General features: G+C 39.4%; 16 protein-coding genes. 11 read left to right on the forward strand and 5 right to left on the reverse strand.

What is annotated here, in order from left to right; genetic code table 11:
• Window positions 1-178: 178 nt before the first annotated feature.
• From J2Y37_RS09470 to J2Y37_RS09500, 7 genes are all read left to right on the forward strand, one after another.
• The gene (locus J2Y37_RS09470) at window positions 179-1,600 is read left to right on the forward strand and encodes a phosphomannomutase/phosphoglucomutase (protein WP_349032637.1); all 1,422 of its coding nucleotides are present in this window, start codon (window positions 179-181) and stop codon (window positions 1,598-1,600) included.
• Between the two features lie 13 nt (window positions 1,601-1,613).
• Window positions 1,614-2,516 (forward strand): acetylglutamate kinase, encoded by a 903-nt coding sequence (gene argB, locus J2Y37_RS09475; protein ID WP_004670138.1) that lies wholly within the window; start codon window positions 1,614-1,616, stop codon window positions 2,514-2,516.
• 126 nt (window positions 2,517-2,642) lie between these two features.
• The gene (locus J2Y37_RS09480) at window positions 2,643-3,419 is read left to right on the forward strand and encodes a GNAT family N-acetyltransferase (protein ID WP_004670140.1); all 777 of its coding nucleotides are present in this window, start codon (window positions 2,643-2,645) and stop codon (window positions 3,417-3,419) included.
• A gap of 100 nt (window positions 3,420-3,519) precedes the next feature.
• Complete coding sequence (locus tag J2Y37_RS09485; RefSeq protein ID WP_349032638.1) at window positions 3,520-4,368, forward strand: class II glutamine amidotransferase; 849 nt, start codon at window positions 3,520-3,522, stop codon at window positions 4,366-4,368.
• Window positions 4,369-4,705: 337 nt separating this feature from the next.
• Window positions 4,706-5,161, forward strand: coding sequence for a bacteriohemerythrin (locus tag J2Y37_RS09490; RefSeq protein ID WP_034595086.1), 456 nt, complete (start codon window positions 4,706-4,708; stop codon window positions 5,159-5,161).
• A gap of 246 nt (window positions 5,162-5,407) precedes the next feature.
• The gene (locus tag J2Y37_RS09495; protein WP_349032639.1) at window positions 5,408-6,490 is read left to right on the forward strand and encodes a hypothetical protein; all 1,083 of its coding nucleotides are present in this window, start codon (window positions 5,408-5,410) and stop codon (window positions 6,488-6,490) included.
• On the forward strand, window positions 6,490-6,804 hold the full coding sequence (locus J2Y37_RS09500) for an RnfH family protein (RefSeq protein WP_349032640.1): 315 nt from the start codon (window positions 6,490-6,492) through the stop codon (window positions 6,802-6,804). Before J2Y37_RS09495 ends, J2Y37_RS09500 begins: the two co-directional genes overlap by 1 nt.
• A gap of 62 nt (window positions 6,805-6,866) precedes the next feature.
• On the opposite strand, the gene bamE is transcribed toward J2Y37_RS09500, so the two are convergent.
• Window positions 6,867-7,265 carry an outer membrane protein assembly factor BamE gene (gene bamE, locus J2Y37_RS09505; RefSeq protein ID WP_004670150.1) on the reverse strand — a complete coding sequence of 133 codons (399 nt, stop codon included), beginning with the start codon at window positions 7,263-7,265 and terminating at the stop codon, window positions 6,867-6,869.
• 111 nt (window positions 7,266-7,376) lie between these two features.
• Here bamE and fur point away from each other — a divergent pair, with 111 nt between their 5' ends.
• Entirely contained in the window at window positions 7,377-7,814 is a 438-nt protein-coding gene (gene fur, locus J2Y37_RS09510; protein ID WP_004670152.1) for a ferric iron uptake transcriptional regulator, read from the forward strand.
• A 150-nt stretch (window positions 7,815-7,964) separates the two neighbouring features.
• Here fur and J2Y37_RS09515 read toward each other — a convergent pair whose 3' ends face one another.
• Complete coding sequence (locus J2Y37_RS09515; protein ID WP_005198037.1) at window positions 7,965-9,083, reverse strand: PilT/PilU family type 4a pilus ATPase; 1,119 nt, start codon at window positions 9,081-9,083, stop codon at window positions 7,965-7,967.
• 27 nt (window positions 9,084-9,110) lie between these two features.
• The gene (locus J2Y37_RS09520; RefSeq protein WP_004670156.1) at window positions 9,111-10,148 is read right to left on the reverse strand and encodes a type IV pilus twitching motility protein PilT; all 1,038 of its coding nucleotides are present in this window, start codon (window positions 10,146-10,148) and stop codon (window positions 9,111-9,113) included.
• A gap of 128 nt (window positions 10,149-10,276) precedes the next feature.
• Between J2Y37_RS09520 and J2Y37_RS09525 the strand changes: the two genes are divergently transcribed.
• The 3 genes from J2Y37_RS09525 (at window position 10,277) to J2Y37_RS09535 (ending at window position 11,713) form a co-directional block, all read left to right on the forward strand.
• A complete protein-coding gene (locus J2Y37_RS09525) occupies window positions 10,277-10,954 on the forward strand; it encodes a YggS family pyridoxal phosphate-dependent enzyme (protein ID WP_349032641.1) in 678 nt (225 codons plus the stop codon).
• A gap of 63 nt (window positions 10,955-11,017) precedes the next feature.
• A complete protein-coding gene (locus J2Y37_RS09530) occupies window positions 11,018-11,308 on the forward strand; it encodes a type II toxin-antitoxin system HigB family toxin (protein ID WP_349032642.1) in 291 nt (96 codons plus the stop codon).
• 3 nt (window positions 11,309-11,311) lie between these two features.
• Window positions 11,312-11,713, forward strand: coding sequence for a helix-turn-helix domain-containing protein (locus J2Y37_RS09535; RefSeq protein WP_349032643.1), 402 nt, complete (start codon window positions 11,312-11,314; stop codon window positions 11,711-11,713).
• A gap of 22 nt (window positions 11,714-11,735) precedes the next feature.
• Here the strand turns inward: J2Y37_RS09535 and J2Y37_RS09540 are convergent, their stop codons facing one another.
• Together J2Y37_RS09540 and J2Y37_RS09545 are read right to left on the reverse strand one after the other, a co-directional pair.
• On the reverse strand, window positions 11,736-15,332 hold the full coding sequence (locus J2Y37_RS09540) for an AAA family ATPase (RefSeq protein WP_349032644.1): 3,597 nt from the start codon (window positions 15,330-15,332) through the stop codon (window positions 11,736-11,738).
• Between the two features lie 9 nt (window positions 15,333-15,341).
• Window positions 15,342-16,592: an exonuclease SbcCD subunit D C-terminal domain-containing protein gene (locus J2Y37_RS09545; RefSeq protein ID WP_349032645.1), complete on the reverse strand. Its 1,251-nt coding sequence runs from the start codon at window positions 16,590-16,592 to the stop codon at window positions 15,342-15,344.
• Window positions 16,593-16,715: the final 123 nt, after the last annotated feature.

The raw sequence follows: 16,715 nt of genomic DNA on the forward strand, positions 1-16,715 counted from the left end.
AATCTTTTGGAGTGCAATGTTCTCGCGTGGAACGTTGCATTTTTCGTATTGATTGTTGCTTAAATATATATTAAAAAGCAGCTGACGATTTATTTTAATTTTTCTCAACAAGGGTGCGTTAATTTCTTAATAGTATTTTTTTGAATAGTCTTTTGATTATAAAAAATAGGGGCTTACTGTGAATATAAAACATACATTTCCTCTGAATATTTTTCGTGCTTATGATATCCGTGGAAAATTGAGCAAGCTAACGCCTCATGTTATTCGTTCAATTGCCTACGCTTTAGTACTACAGTATAAAAAAGCTGAACAAAACCAAATCGTAATAGGGTACGATGCGCGTTTAACCAGTCCAACTTATGCCAATATTATTCAGCAAATATTTGAACAACAGGGTTTTACAGTCACCAACATTGGGTGTTGTTCATCACCAATGATGTATTACATTGCGCGAGATCATGGTGGTAATGGCATCATGGTCACTGCAAGTCATAATCCAAAATCGGATAATGGGATTAAGTGGATTTTGAGTGGTGAACCACCGAATCCTGAAGCGATTCAAAAAATAGGTCAATTGGCTCAAGTCTCTTTGACTGATTTAAATCAAACATATGATTTTGAAAATGTATTGCATAAGATTATTCCTCAGTACTGTTTGCAGTATCAGCAATCATTGCTCAGCGATATTCACTTATCACGCCCTTTGAAAGTTGTTTTAGATGGTTTGCATGGTTCGGCTGGTCGTTGCGCAAAACAGGTCTTAGAAAAATTAGGTTGCGAAGTGATAGCTTTACGCTGTGAGGCAAATGGTGATTTTCCAGATCATGCACCTGATCCATCGCATGCCGCACATTTAAGACAATTACAAGCCGCAATTATTTCTGAAAAAGCAGATTTAGGCATTGCTTTAGATGGAGACGGGGATCGGGTGGTTCTACTGGACGAACACGCGCATATTATTAGCCCTGATCGTTTATTGTCTTTGTTCGCACAAATGTGTTTGTTGCAACATCCACATAAAGAAATCGTATTTGATGTGAAGTGTTCTCGGATGGTTGCAGATACGGTGCAGCAACTCGATGGACAAGCGAAAATGATTCGTACAGGCAGTAGTTTCTTACGTGCTTATTTATCACAGTCGCAAGGTGAAGCCGTGTTTGGCGGGGAATATGCTGGTCATTATGTCTTTAATGACGGGCGTGGTTTTGGCTATGACGATGGTTTATACGCCGCATTGCGTGTAATGGAGTACTTTACCCAATCCAATGCAGGCAGTTTTTCTGAATTATTCGCGATTTATCCTGAACGATATTGCACCGAAGATACCTATATCAGTACCCACGAGGCGAATCCTAAACAAGTTTTAAATGATATTGAGATTTTAAGTCATCGTTTAGGTGCTCGTTTAAGTAAAATTGATGGCGTAAGACTTGATTTTGACGATGGTTTTGGCATTATTCGAGCATCCAATACGGGTGAGTATTTTACCGTTCGTTTTGATGCAGATAACCCAGATCGATTAATTGAGATTCGCCAAGAATTTGTTTCTATGTTGCAAGATCAATATCCTCTAATTGCACAAGAACTCGCACAGGCTTAATAAGGAGAGATACATGCCACCTCACGAGCATATCGGCATTGATAAAGCTAAAATTTTGATTGAAGCTTTGCCGTACATCCAACGTTTTGCAGGCAAAACTTTGGTGGTGAAATACGGTGGCAATGCGATGACTGATCCAGAGTTGGAAAGTTCATTTGCTCGAGACATCGTGTTATTAAAAACAGTGGGTTTAAATCCAATTGTGGTGCATGGTGGTGGACCTCAGGTTGATTCATTATTAAAGCGTTTAGGCCAAGAGTCTGATCGTATTGATGGTATGCGTGTCACTGATCAGGCGACGATGGAAGTTGTCGAAATGGTCTTGGGCGGTAGTGTCAATAAGTCCATCGTCAACTTGATTAATCAACATGGTGGTCGTGCCATTGGTTTAACGGGGAAAGATGGAAATTTGCTTCGTGCGCGTAAATTGTTGATGGAAAAACAAGAAGCGGATGGTTCAATCTCTCAAATTGATTTGGGCATGGTTGGCGAAGTCATCGGCGTTAAAACCGACGTACTTGAGATGTTTACCCAAGGTGATTTTATTCCTGTAATTGCACCATTAGGTGTCGATGACGAAGGTAATACCTATAATATCAACGCGGACTTGGTTGCTGGAAAAGTGGCAGAAGCACTGGGTGCTGAGAAATTGATTTTACTCACCAATATTACTGGCGTACTCGATGAAAATAAAAATCTGTTGACGGGTTTAAGTACGCAGGAAGTTGATCGTTTAATTGAGACGGGTGTGATTTATGGCGGGATGATTCCTAAAGTTGGTTGTGCGCTTGATGCGGTCAAAGGTGGTGTAGTGAGTGCGCATATTGTTGATGGTCGTGTGCCACATGCAACCTTATTAGAAATCTTTACCGATCATGGTGTTGGTACGTTGATTACTAATCGTATGAAGCATTAAATATTCATACCAAGATGAAAAGAGACCTCATATAGGTCTCTTTTTTGTCATCAGCTCTTCATGTTTTAGTCATGGCAATGTCATTTAAGCGATTTAAGGTAAGTCTAGTCATAAGGAGCTTTCATTATGCTAGAAAAATTAAACCAATATCGCCAAAATTTGACTTTACCTTTACGTCAAAAACCTTCGCAAACCCAGTTTCGTTTTGAATGGGTAGATAATTTAAAAGAATTACAACAAGTACAACGTTTTAGAGCAACGCAATTTAGCCATCAATTTGGGATGACTTTTGAAGATGGTCTCGATCAAGATATTTATGATTTTGGTTGTGAACATGCGGTGTTACGTGAGAAATGGACAGGGGAGATTGTGGCTTATACACGGCTTAAATTGTTCCAAGGACATGAAATCGGACAAAGTTATAGCGCACAAGAGTTTGATGTGGTCCCACATTTTTCACATTTGCCGAATGTATTGGAAATCGGACGAACCTGTGTTCACCCACAATTTCGTTCAGGTAAAGCTTTATCCATGTTATGGCTGAATTTAGCCCCGAAAGTTCTTTGGTCAATGCGTGCCAAGTATTTAATGGGCTGTGTCAGTATTCATCTTGAAGATAATTCAGCCCGTGCTTATTACACACACCGTCAAATTCAACAACTCGCTGCACATCAGAGCATTGATATTCGTTCAAAACGTGCTTTTGAGCCTGAACGTCCTGACTATAGCTTTCCACAAGACGAACGCATGCCCAAGTTATTTCAAACGTATTTAGGGATGCAGTCGAAGTTATCAAAGCAAGCATTCTATGATGAAGATTTTAAGTGCTTAGACTATTTCGTATTCTTAGAAGTCAATAAAATCGCGACCTCTTTTGTGATGAATAAAATGGTGCAACGTTAGAGCTTTGTCAGTTTTAATCGGGTCCTGTGCACATATTGAGATTTACAAGGCATCTGAACCTCATGCACAATAGGTAAAGATGTCAGAAAGTTAAAAAGATATGTGCCAACTATTAGGAATGAACTGCGCAACACCGACAGATATTACTTTTTCCTTTCGTGGTTTTTCCCAACGAGCTGGTGTGACGTCTGATCATTGTGATGGTTTTGGTATCGCTTTTTTTGAAGACAAAGCCTGTCGTTTATTTGTCGATAATCAATCCGCAGTTGAGTCACCAATTGCGGATTTGGTGCGCAACTATCCAATCAAATCACGCAATGTCATCGCACATATTCGAAAAGCCACGCAAGGTAAAATCACCTTAGAAAACTCGCATCCGTTTTTACGTGAGTTGTGGGGCAGACATTGGATTTTTGCGCACAATGGTGATTTACACGATTTTAATCCTGTATTGAATGGGCGTTTTGAACCTGTAGGCAATACCGATAGTGAATATGCTTTTTGTTACTTATTAGATCAAATGGTTGAGGCGTTTGGCTATACTGAGCCTAGCCTTGAAGATCTCTTTTCTCTGTTAGAACGTATCGCCCCTCAAATCGCTGAACATGGCACATTTAATTTCTGCTTATCCAATGGTCAAGCACTATTTAGTTATGCCACCACCAAACTGCATTGGCTTGTGCGAGAGTATCCATTTCAACATGCACATTTGATTGATTTGGATGTGGAAGTCGATTTTAGTGAAGTGACAACAGCAGAAGATCGGGTCGCTGTGATTACCACTGAGCCTTTAACTCATAATGAGGAGTGGACTGCTTTTCAAGCGGGTGAAATGATTTTATTCCAAGATGGAAAATCGATTAAACATGCATTAACGTGCGTTGAACGACTTATTCGTGAAGCAGAAAATCCATCACTAAAACGGGTCACTAAAGCCGATCAATATTAGACGCTTTGTATTATTCCCATCTCGAGAAAAATGGATTCATAAAACAAATCTATCCATTTATAAGAATGAAGTAGCATCGCTCAAATGTAGGTTTTTTCTTAATTTAAATATGTATATATCTTATATATTTCAATAAAATTAGATAGATAATTTTTCTAACTGGTTAAAAAATACTTGAGTGTTTTAGTGGGTGAAAAAATTAAAATAAATATAAAACAATAGGTTAATTTATTTATTTGAAAAATATGTAAAATCTGACAAAAATGCTTTGTTTTTATTTCCCTCCTTTATCGATATTATTCTTTTATTCAATAAATAATATTGATCTTGGGGGATTTTGGGGATGAAATGGTCTGTTGATTATAATACAGGTATTGAGGTTATTGATGATCAACATCGTCGTATTCTAGATTATATTAATGAAATAGATGAATTAAAACACAGCAATGATCGGGTAAAAATGAAAGGTGTTTTGGATAATATTATTGATTATACCCAATCCCATTTCACCTTCGAAGAAAGCTTACAAGAAGAAGCGAACTATAAGTATCGTGTCCCACATAAGCGTGTACATGACTTATTTATCAAGAAGATAGAAGTTTATCGAGAGCGTTTTGAATTGGGACAGGAAATCGATAAAGAGTTACATGAAGCACTGTCTAAATGGCTGATTAATCATATTCGTCATGATGATGCTGATTATGTTGGTGCGGTCAAAGAAAATATGATTGGCATCATTAAAGAGAATGAAAAGAAAAAAGGGAAAAACTGGTTCTCTCGCTTTTTCTCATAATAATAAGATAATAAAAAAAAGGCCCTTTATTGTAGAAAAATAATAAAGCAAGTATTAGTGTAAATAAAGGGTCTAATGAGTAAAATAATAATTCATGCGCGGCAAATCATCTAGATGGTGGTTTGCCTTTTTCTTTCTCTATCTTTTATTTTGATTTTCAGGCTTGAGAAAGGCAAAATAGATTGAATATTTCATTGTAAGCACCATAAAGTGCAATGAGTTCAAAGATTTTTCAAGGAATGCATTATGCAGGACACAACTCTGTCACGCTGGTTAGCTCCAGTGATGGCGTTTTGCTTATCTTTTGTCATGATTACCACTTTAGCCCCTACGGTTGGCGTCCAAATTGATCGTCAATTGGATTTCTGGTTGTTATGGTTAGGCACAATGTTTTTATTGGCATTGCCCATTGCTTATCTTGAAATTGCTTTAGCAAAGCGATCACAGACAACAGCATTGCAAGCATTATCCACACTCACACGTGATGCTGATGCGTCACCAAGATGGCGTATTGTTGGCTGGTTAGCAGTTGTTTTTATCCCATTTTTTGCGGGTAGTGTTTTAACAACAGCAAGCAGTGTGGTGAGTCCACAAATTGCATTCGATCTTTCTGATCAAGTCCTTTTTGCTATTTTTGCCGTTATCGCACTCGGTCTATCCTTTATTCCACGCCAGTTTTTACTTGCGTTGACAACCTTGGGTGTGGTTGCAGCTTTTATCCTTGCAAATGTGATGGGTACTGAGCTATCTGCATGGCATTGGACCGGTATTGAATTTAAAGAGTGGGGCAATGCCACTGTGCTTGCGTTAGTCGCAAGTGGTTTAGGGCTTGGTTTATATTGGCAAAGTAGCTTATCAACGGTGAAGCAGCGGCCAGCAGCGACTACAGCTGTATTGCCGATTTGGCTTGCTCAACTTGTTGCTGTAATTGCTTTTGGTTTTTTCTCTGTTCAGGCTCAACTTCCTGCATTGGCATGGGTATTCGCTGCGATCATGACGGCAGCATTGTTGATTCAATTGACAAGAGAACAGTTAGCACAACGTCAACTCGCTCCTATCATCCAATGGGTGATTATTGTTGCTGCGATCGCAGTGTGGGCTATTCCACAAGTTGAACAAGTCTTTAATACGCTGCTAATGTTATGGGGCTTGGCGATTTGCTTAATCTATGCTGTTTTTGCTGGCTGGATTATGAAGATCAGTCATTTGCGTAAAGCGATGGGCTTTAGCAATGAGTTATTTTATAACTTGTGGCGTATAGCTGTACGTGTGGTCTTACCACTGTCAATCGTTGTTGCTGCCATCGCTGTGATCGGACAGAGCCTTTAATGAAACAAATGAAGCAAGTTTGGGTTGCTTTTAGCAACCCTGAGCAACAGTTTCATATTGCGGTTGCATTTGTTGAAGGGATGACGGCATTACAAGCCATTCAGAACAGTGGTTTAGCCGATCAAGTCAATTTACCTGAACCTTTACAACTCGGTGTCTTTGGTGCAAAGATTGAAGCTGAAACCGTTCTTCAAGCAGGCGATCGGGTTGAAATTTACCGTGCGTTGACGATTAACCCAAACGATATTCGGCGTAAACGAGCTGCTAAAAACCCAGTAGGGCGTTTCGCCAAAGGTAATCGTTTCAAACTATGAGCTTGATAAAGAAAACCCCTCACGAATGATTCGATGAGGGGTTTTCTTTTATAGTAAAGCGACTATAGTGGTGGTGCAGTCAAAATCGCTTCTTTTGATGCCGGTAAGCCCGGTTGTGATTCTGGGATCGTATCTAAACCTTCGATACGCTCTACATTTCCAGTTGCATCAAAGTAAATTTTGAGATGTTGACCATGTGCTGCAGGTATTTTTGCTTTTTTGGCATAAGTGCCTGGGATATAGTTGTAGATATAGTCCCAACGTTGAGGATTCAGTGGATCTGAAACAGTCGGGCTTCCTAGCAAGAAACGGACTTGCTGGAAACTCATGCCGACTTGTACCTGAGATGCTTGTGCCTTGGTTAAGGGCGTTCCTTGTGGAATGTCGACTTTATAAACACCAAAGACAGAACAACCGCTTAGTACTGAAGTGACGAATAACGCCAGCATGATTTTTTGCATTTTGCTACACTATCCTGATAAATGATGATGCATTTGATCCGAGGATAGATCATACTGCATCTAAACTCTATTTCCTATTCCAACTTAAGATTTGTTGAGAGACCTTTTTTCATGCCTATTTCCAATCAAGACTTACGCAAAGCTGGACTTAAAGTTACCCTTCCTCGTATTAAGATTTTGGAATTATTAGAAAATTCAAAACAACATCATTTAAGCGCAGAAGATATTTATAAAACTTTGCTTGAACAAGGTGAAGATGTCGGTTTGGCGACAGTTTACCGTGTGTTAACACAATTTGAAGCTGCAGGTATCATTCAGCGTCATCATTTTGAAAATAATCATTCAGTTTTTGAAATCATGCAAGAAGATCATCATGATCATTTGGTTTGCTTAAATTGTAATAAAGTAATTGAATTTACTAATGATATTATTGAAAGAGAGCAGCATTTAGTTGCAGAAAAGCATGGTTTTGCCTTAACTGGACACTCTTTGAATCTTTATGGTTATTGCAAAGATACTGAATGCCAAGAGGCTTATCGTAAAAAATAAGTTTGATTCGGTTAAAACTGATTAGTTCACTAAAAATGAACAATTAAAAAAAGGAAGGTTACAAAAACCTTCCTTTTTTTAATTCCTCCCAACCTCCCTTTATCAAAGGGAGAAGTACCCCTCTTTGATAAAGAGGGGCTAGGGGAGATTTTACTGACCATCAAAGGTAATATTGCGACTCGCATTTAAGAGTTGGTCTGCACCTTCTTCTGAAAGTTTAATGGTGAGACGTAAATCATTTGGTGAATCTGCATGTTTAAGTGCATCTTTATAAGTGATTTCACCTGATTTATAGAGGTCGAATAAGGCTTGGTCAAAGGTTTGCATGCCAAGTTCACGCGAACGTTTCATCAGATCTTTGATCTCATGAATCTCGCCCTTACGGATATAATCAGCTAATAATGGTGTATTGATTAAAATTTCAATTGCAGCACGTCGTGAATTGCCATCTGGTGTTGGAATCAATTGCTGAGCAACCATCGCTTTTAAATTCAGTGACAAATCCATATACAGTTGCGTATGACGATCTGCTTCAAAAAAGTGAATAATACGATCCAGTGCTTGGTTGGCGTTGTTTGCGTGTAGGGTTGCCAATACCAAGTGACCAGTTTCTGCAAAAGCAATCGCATAGTCCATGGTCTCACGAGAACGAATCTCACCAATCAAAATAACATCAGGTGCCTGACGTAGTGTATTTTTTAAAGCAACTTCAAATGAGTCAGTATCAATACCGACTTCGCGTTGCGTGACGATACAACCTGCATGTTGATGTACAAATTCAATCGGGTCCTCGATGGTGATAATATGACCTTTGGAGTTGTGGTTACGGAAACCAATCATCGAAGCCAAAGAGGTTGATTTACCGGTTCCCGTTGCACCCACAAAGATAATAATGCCGCGCTTGGTCATGGCAAGATCTTTGAGTACGGTTGGAAGTTTCAACTCATCCATCGTTGGAATGACGGTTTCAATTCGACGTAATACCATGCCTGGCATATCACGTTGTTGAAATGCACTAACACGGAAACGTGCGGTTTTTTCACGGTTCATAATCGCAAAGTTACATTCACGTGTTTCCGCAAATTCTTTGCGTTGTTTATCACTCATAATTGAGTGCAGTAACTGACCGACGATTTCACCTGATAATTTTGTTTTGGCTACAGGGACAATCTGTCCGTTAATTTTCATCGATGGTTCTACATCATCAGTGACAAATAAGTCAGATGCGTTTTGTTGAATCATCAAATTGAGCAAGTCATTAAAGTCCATGAGATTTCTCTAATCCATTTGTAATTTTTATAGGAATGATTCAGGTTGCTTGGCTGCGGTACGTGCCGTTTGAGGACTAATCAGACCTTTAGAAACCAGTGTTTTAAGACTTTGATCTAATGTGGTCATACCGTAGTTGGCGCCTGTTTGAATCGCAGAGTACATTTGTGCGACTTTATTTTCACGAACAAGGTTACGAATCGCAGGAATCCCGATCATGATCTCGTGTGCAGCCACACGACCACCGCCATTCTTTTTCAACAAGGTTTGAGAAATTACCGCCTGTAATGATTCCGAGAGCATGGCACGAACCATATCTTTTTCTTCAGCAGGGAAGACGTCGATCACACGGTCAATGGTTTTGGCTGCTGAGGTGGTATGCAGCGTACCAAAGACCAAGTGACCTGTTTCTGCTGCGGTTAAAGCAAGACGAATGGTTTCTAAGTCACGCATCTCACCGACTAGAATAATATCAGGGTCTTCACGCAATGCTGAGCGTAATGCTTCATTAAAGCCATGTGTATCACGATGCACTTCACGCTGGTTGATCAGACATTTTTTAGACTGATGTACAAATTCGATTGGGTCTTCAACTGTTAAGATATGGTCATAACGATTTTCATTGATATAGTCGATCATCGCCGCAAGGGTGGTGGATTTACCCGAACCTGTTGGCCCTGTAACCAATACAATACCACGTGGATAATCGCAGATTTGCTTAAAAATCGTACCTAAACCTAAGTCTTCCATCGTCAAAACTTTAGATGGAATGGTACGGAAGACAGCACCAGCACCACGGTTTTGGTTAAATGCGTTCACACGGAAACGGGCAATGTTTGGGACTTCAAATGAAAAGTCGGTTTCAAGGTCTTCTTCAAAATCACGACGTTGTTTGTCATTCATGATGTCATAAACGAGACGATGGACATCTTTGTGCTCTAGAGCGGGTAGATTAATTCGGCGAACCTCACCATCTACACGAATCATCGGTGGCATGCCCGCCGAAAGGTGCAAATCCGATGCACCATTTTTTACTGAAAAGGCGAGTAATTCTGTGATATCCATAATTTCCCCGAAACAATTAAAAAAGTAATTCATTATTTTGTAGAATAATATAAGACTTTCCCCGAAGCTTACCAAGACTTCTGATTGTGGTTATGCAAAAAAAGATGTCGTGAATGAGAACTGTGTCAATGAATTTACTCCAACAGCAGCGCCAACAAGTATTAAGCCAAATCGAACAGGCTTGTCAGCGAGTTAATCGAACGGCAGCATCTGTACAATTATTGGCTGTCTCCAAAATGCATCCGAGTAGCAGTCTCCAAAAAATGTATGCGGCTGGACAACGTTGTTTTGGCGAAAATTATTTGCAGGAAGCTTTAGAAAAAATAGATAACCTTCAAGATTTAGATATCGAATGGCATTTTATCGGCCATGTACAACGCAATAAAACCAAACATTTAGCGGAAAAGTTTGATTGGGTGCATGGGGTCGATCGTCTAATTATTGCTGAGCGGTTGTCTAATCAGCGTTTAGACGGTCAGCAAGCTTTGAATATTTGTCTTCAGGTGAATATTGATGCACAAGACTCTAAAGATGGTTGTCAGCCTGATGAAGTGGCGGAGTTAGTTCAACAGATCAGCCAACTGCCAAATCTGCGCCTACGTGGTTTGATGGTGATTCCTGCACCTGAGAATAGTGCTGCATTTGCTGATGCTAAAACTTTATTTGAACAAGTAAAGTCTCAGCATGCACAGCCTCAAGATTGGGATACATTGAGTATGGGAATGTCTGGTGATTTAGACTCTGCTATTGCGGCGGGTTCAACGATGGTCAGAGTTGGGACAGCGCTATTTGGGGAGAGGGGCTGATTTTATTGCAAAATGCTATAATGAGTATATAATGAGCAGAAGAATAAATGTCTTGTATAAATTATGCATATTTTAACTAAAGGGCGCATAAGTGAAGCGATAGAAAAATACCCACAGGCTGCATCTGCACTTAAAAGTTGGTACAGCATAATGAAAAAGAGCGAACCGAAAGATTTTGCCGATCTTAAATGTTTGTTTCCAGCAGTAGATAAAGTGGGCAAGTATCATGTATTTGATATTGGGGGGAATAAAATCCGCTTAATTGCAGTTGTTAAATTTCAGGGTAAAAAGTTATATATTCGCCATGTTTTATCGCATAAAGAGTATGACAAAAACCAATGGAAAGAGGATTAATTTATGAATGCAATTGTCCAACAAGCAATTGAGCACTGGAAATTTATTGCGCCAGTACTTACACCGCCAAACAATGATAATGAATATGATGCACTTGTCTCAACTTTAGATGAGTTATTAGATATCACGGGTGATGATGAAGATCATCCTTTATCAGGTTTGGTTGATCGTATTGGTGATTTAATCGCTGCCTATGATGATGAACATTACCGTATTCCACATGCCGAACCACATGAGGTTTTGGCTTTTTTGATGGAGCAGCACCATTTAACACAATCTGATTTATTTGATGTCGCACCGCAATCCGTTATTTCCGAGATTCTTAATGGCCATCGTCAACTCAATGCGAATCATATTAAGGCATTAACCAAACGCTTTGGGGTATCGGCGGATGTGTTCTTTTGATGGAATTAATTTATTTTCCTTATTAACCCACCACTTCAATCCGACTCGAACCAGATCCAATCGGTTGTACCTGAATCTGTACAGGAATACGTTCATGCATTTCTTGAATATGCGAGATTAACACCACTTTACGCCCTTGGCTTTGTAATTGATCCAGTGCATTCATCACCATATGTAAAGAAGACGCATCCAATGTTCCGAAGCCTTCATCAATAAATAGCGACTCGATTTTCATCGAACCTGATGCCATATTGGCGATCGCCAGTGAAATCGCAAGGGCAGTGAGGAATGATTCACCTCCAGAAAGCGATGCAACAGAGCGGGTTTCGCCGTCCATATCATGATCAATAATGGCAAGGCTGAGGGAATTATCCAAACGTTTGAGGGTATAGCGTTGCGACAGCATAGTCAGCTGTTGATTGGCATATTCCAATAAAATATCGAGATTATATTGCTGTGCTAAATCACGGAAATCTTTGCCTTTTGAATCTCCGATGAGACTGGAAATCTTACTCCAGCGGTGTTCTTGCTGCTGGATTTGTTGAATTTGATCAGCAAACTGTTTTTGTTTGACTAGGTTTTGTTGATGTAATTCTAGTTGAACTCTGATTTGATCTCGTTGATCTGTCACTTGCTGTAAATTTTCTTGGTTGATATTCATTAATTCAGTCAGTTGCTCAGCTTGAATATTCGGCTGCTGTTGTAAATGTGCATTTCGTTGTTCTTGGATTGTTTTAAGTGCGTAGTCTGCTTCACTCAAGAGACGATCTGCATTTTGTATGGCTAAACGAATCTGCTGTTCTTGGGTAGCTGAAATTGCAAGTAACTCGCTAAGTTGGCCTTCAGTAAAATGTTCGTGTTGATTCAGCCATGTCGCTACTTCAGCTTTACATTGCTCAAGCGAATGATGATTCTGCTGCTGTTGCGCTTTAAGTTGTTCCAGTTGATTTTTTTGTTGCTCAAAGTTTTGACGGGATTGCTCAAAACTTTGCTTCACTTGCTGATATTGACGCTGCAATTGCTGACGTTGTTGATCATGTTGAGTTAACCATTCATTGGCTTTGAATTCAGTTGAACCCGTCATGATAACGATCAGTTGATTGGCTGCTTCAGTATTTTGTTTACCTTTGGCTTCGATATCTTTTAATTGTTGTTTTAAATCGGAGTGTTGTGCGGTTAGTCCAGCCAAATTCGATTTTAATAGGCTCAATTGTTGATCCGCATGCTCCTTTTGCTTGATGAGACTTTCAGCTTGATCAAGTTGCTGATTACGCTGCTGCAAACACTGCAAAATTTGCTGTGAAAATGACAAGGTTTGCGCAGACCATGATATTTTCTCATCGGGATTCAGGCAGTCAACGATATGCTGAATATGTTGTTGTAACTGTTGTACTGTTTCAAGTTGATGACGTGTATTTTGAATGATCTGCGTTAGGCTGTATTGATCTTTATGGGCTTGGCTGAGTTGTTGTAGATCTATTTCAATCTGTTGTTTAGATTGCATTGATTGGGTGATTAAAAGTTGCAACGATGCTGTGATTTCATGCTGAGCCAAATTGAAATCCAGTTGAATCTCGGATTGCACTATAAGCTGCTGTAATTGATGATCCTGAATCTTTAATTTTTCACTGATCTGTTGCAAAGCATTTTGGAGCTGTACTTGTTCAGTCTGAATCTGAGTCAATTGTTGCTGGGTGGTTTGCCAAAGCTGAAAACACTGCTGTTCCTGCTGAATGGCTTGTTGTTCTTGCTGCTGTTGAAGTTCATACAACGCTTTAGAAATCTGATTGGCATCATCACGGTAGGGGTGTTCGGTACTACCGCAAACTACACAGGCTTCACCTTGTTTCAGTTGAGCGCGTAAATGTTCAATATTTTCTGCATGTAATAAACGTTGTTGCTGCAAGATATCTTGTAATTTTTCACGTTCATTTTTTGCAGATTGATAATCTTGCTCAGTTTTTTTCTTATTCTGTTCAAGCTGTTGAGATTGCTGCTGTACAATCTCGAATTTGCTTTGCAAAGACAAGACTTCATTTTTTAACTCAAAATAGTGCTGAAGTTTTTGCTGAATGATATCGAGTTGATTTAGTCGATTTTGTTGTTGTTCTTTTAATTTCTGTTTTTGCTCAAGCTGAATATCGATCTGCTGCGCTGTTCCAAATTGTTGAACTAAACCATTTAGCCTTATTTGATCTTGCTCAAGTTTGGCTTGGGCGTGTTGAATATTACCTAAAGCATTTTCAGCTTTTTGGTGTTGTTGGATAAATTGTCTGAGTTGTTGGATATGCGCATTTAAACCTTTATCTAAAGGTGAGAATTGAGTGCTTTGTTGTTGCTGCTCGCTGCAAATTTTTTGTTGTTCAATTAGGGTTTGAATACTTTGCTCAAACTGTTGCTGCTGAGTTTGCAAAGGCTGTTGTTGGTTTTCAATTTGGATTAATCGATTTTTGGTTTTGTTATAGTCATCTTTAATATGTTCGCGTTTTTGCAAATATGTTCTTAAATCGGCAAGTTCTTTGTGGTGCTTTTGTTCAAAATTTAGAAATTGATTTAATGCTGATTCTGCTTGGGAATACAGCGTTTTTTCTTGCTCGAATTGAGTCGATAAAGTCGCGAAGCTATTTTGTTTTTGCTGAATTTGAGGTTCGAGTTGTTGTTGTGTTTTTTGAAGTTGTTGTTGCTGGAAAATAACTGGTCGTATGTCTGAGAAGGTCTCTAGTTGTACGAGCAATTGACGATCTGCTGCTAAGCTATCATGGGCCTTGAGTTGAGTGGCGTGGTATTGCTGTTTTAAGACAATTTCACTTTCCATCTTATGTTTTTGTTCAAACCACTGCTGTTGTTGTTTAAGTTGGTTTTTTTCATTTTCAAATTGTTGAACTTGTTGTTGTAGCTGTTGAAATTTGTTTTTTAGCTCAGCAATTTCTTCATCCGAACGGATTTCAATATGACCTAAGACATTTTCCAGTTGTTTACGTTGATTCGTTATTTCACGCGTCTTTTCAAACGCCAATTGACCAATCTTCGCAAAGATACTGGAATTGGTCAGATATTCTAATAATTCACCACGTTCATTATCACGGGCTTTGAGAAATGCAGTCACTTCTGATTGTGCCAGTAAAACTGCACGCGTAAATTGCTCAAAACTGAGTTGCGTGATTTGTTGAATATAATTTTCTACGGCTTTGGTCTTATCGGCAATGACCACACCATCGGTAAGGCATTTCAGCGAGCGCTGTACGCTTTGTAGTTTGCCATTGGCATTTTCACGCGCGCGTTTGATTTCCCAACGGGCTAAATAATGTTTTTGATCTTGCGCCACAAAACACAGTTCAGCAAATCCATGACCCGTACCACGACGTAACACTGTGAGAGGAGAATTAGTGAGTAATTCTGAACCGTCCACATCCAAGAGTTTGCCATCACTGTCTTTAAGTCTCGGAATTTTATTAAATAACGCAAGACACATGGCATCTAAAATAGTGGATTTACCTGCGCCTGTTTTGCCAATAATTGCAATCAGTCCAGCATTGGCTAAAGGTTCAGTTTCAAAATCAATAAAATGCTCACCTGCTAGAGATGCCAAATTTTTAAGTCGGATCGATAAAATTTTCATGGCAGCTCTTTAGTTACGGTGATCATCTTCAAGTTGTTTTTGTGCTTCGGCAACCAAGCTTAGGAAGTCTTTGCTGACGTCATCATCAACGCTATAACCTTTTTTTTGCCAAATTTGCTGAAATAGTTTTTCAGGCGTCGGTGGTTCAAGGCTAATACTTTGCTTCATCTCAGCATTATTTTCATTGGATAAGTATTGTCTTGAAATCCGCACTAAACGATAGCGATCTTTGGGTAAGGCATCTTCAAATTGTTGTCTTAAATTGGGTTGAGGAGGGGTTGCCGTATGATATTCAATATCGACATATTCTCGATGATCAATATTCTCAATCACTTCGTTCGCTAAACTTTTTAGGCGTTGCATCACCTCAGTGAGTTCACCTTTAATTTTATGAAGTTGAATGGATCGTGGGATAGCGATGGCTTCAAATTCAAATTTATTTTGGTCTTTTGCTGGATCAATGGTGACCTCAACCACTTGGTGTTTATAGTTGATTTCACTAAATGACAGAGGAATAGGTGAGCCACTGTAACGAATATGCGGATGTTGTACTTTTTGTGGTTTATGTAGATGGCCCAAAGCCACATAATCAATCACATCATCAAATAGCGTGGTGGAAAGTGCTTCTTCATTGCCAATGATAATCGGTCGTTCTGAATCTGAAGTTTCGCCGCCTTGCATATGTGCATGGGACATCAGGATGAGAGATTGATCATCGGTTTTTCTGCGTTTTGCCTCAGCGATCAATTGTTGATGTAAATAGGCAATCGCACTTTGGCTTTCCGTGGTGTGTTCATTAAAACCTGTAATTTCGGCTGATCGTAAAAATGGCAGGGCAATGCACCATGCCACAATCTGTTTTTGTTCATTATAGATTGGTAATATTAAGCGTTCTAGATCAAGTGTTCTGTCATCATTCCAACGAATCACACCGACTGTTTTGGCATTGTATTTTTCTAAAAGTGGCTCCACTTGTTCGATGCGATAACCTGAATCGTGATTACCTGCGATCATCAAGGTTTGCATGTGTGGAGCGATGTCATGCGCATCGGCTAGGAATTGATAGAGTTGTTTTTGTGCTTGTGAGCTTGGATTGATCACATCAAAAATATCACCTGCGATCAGCAAAGCATGTGGTTGTTTTACCTTGATTTGTTCGAGTAACCATGTCAAAAACTGTTCATGTTCGTAATGGCGGGAATGGTTATAAAAAAACTGCCCCAAATGCCAATCGGAAGTATGAAAAAAACGCACAGTCATGAAATGGAAAGTCCCAGTTTTGAATAGGAATAAGGTAGCATAATTTACAGCTAGAAAATGGAATGGCGTTATTTGAATGCAACAAGTGCGCTTAAATTGTTTGAAGATCGTTCAGCAATGCAT

Source organism: Acinetobacter sp. 3657 (assembly GCF_031456775.1).
In the GTDB taxonomy this organism is placed as follows: Bacteria; Pseudomonadota; Gammaproteobacteria; order Pseudomonadales; family Moraxellaceae; genus Acinetobacter.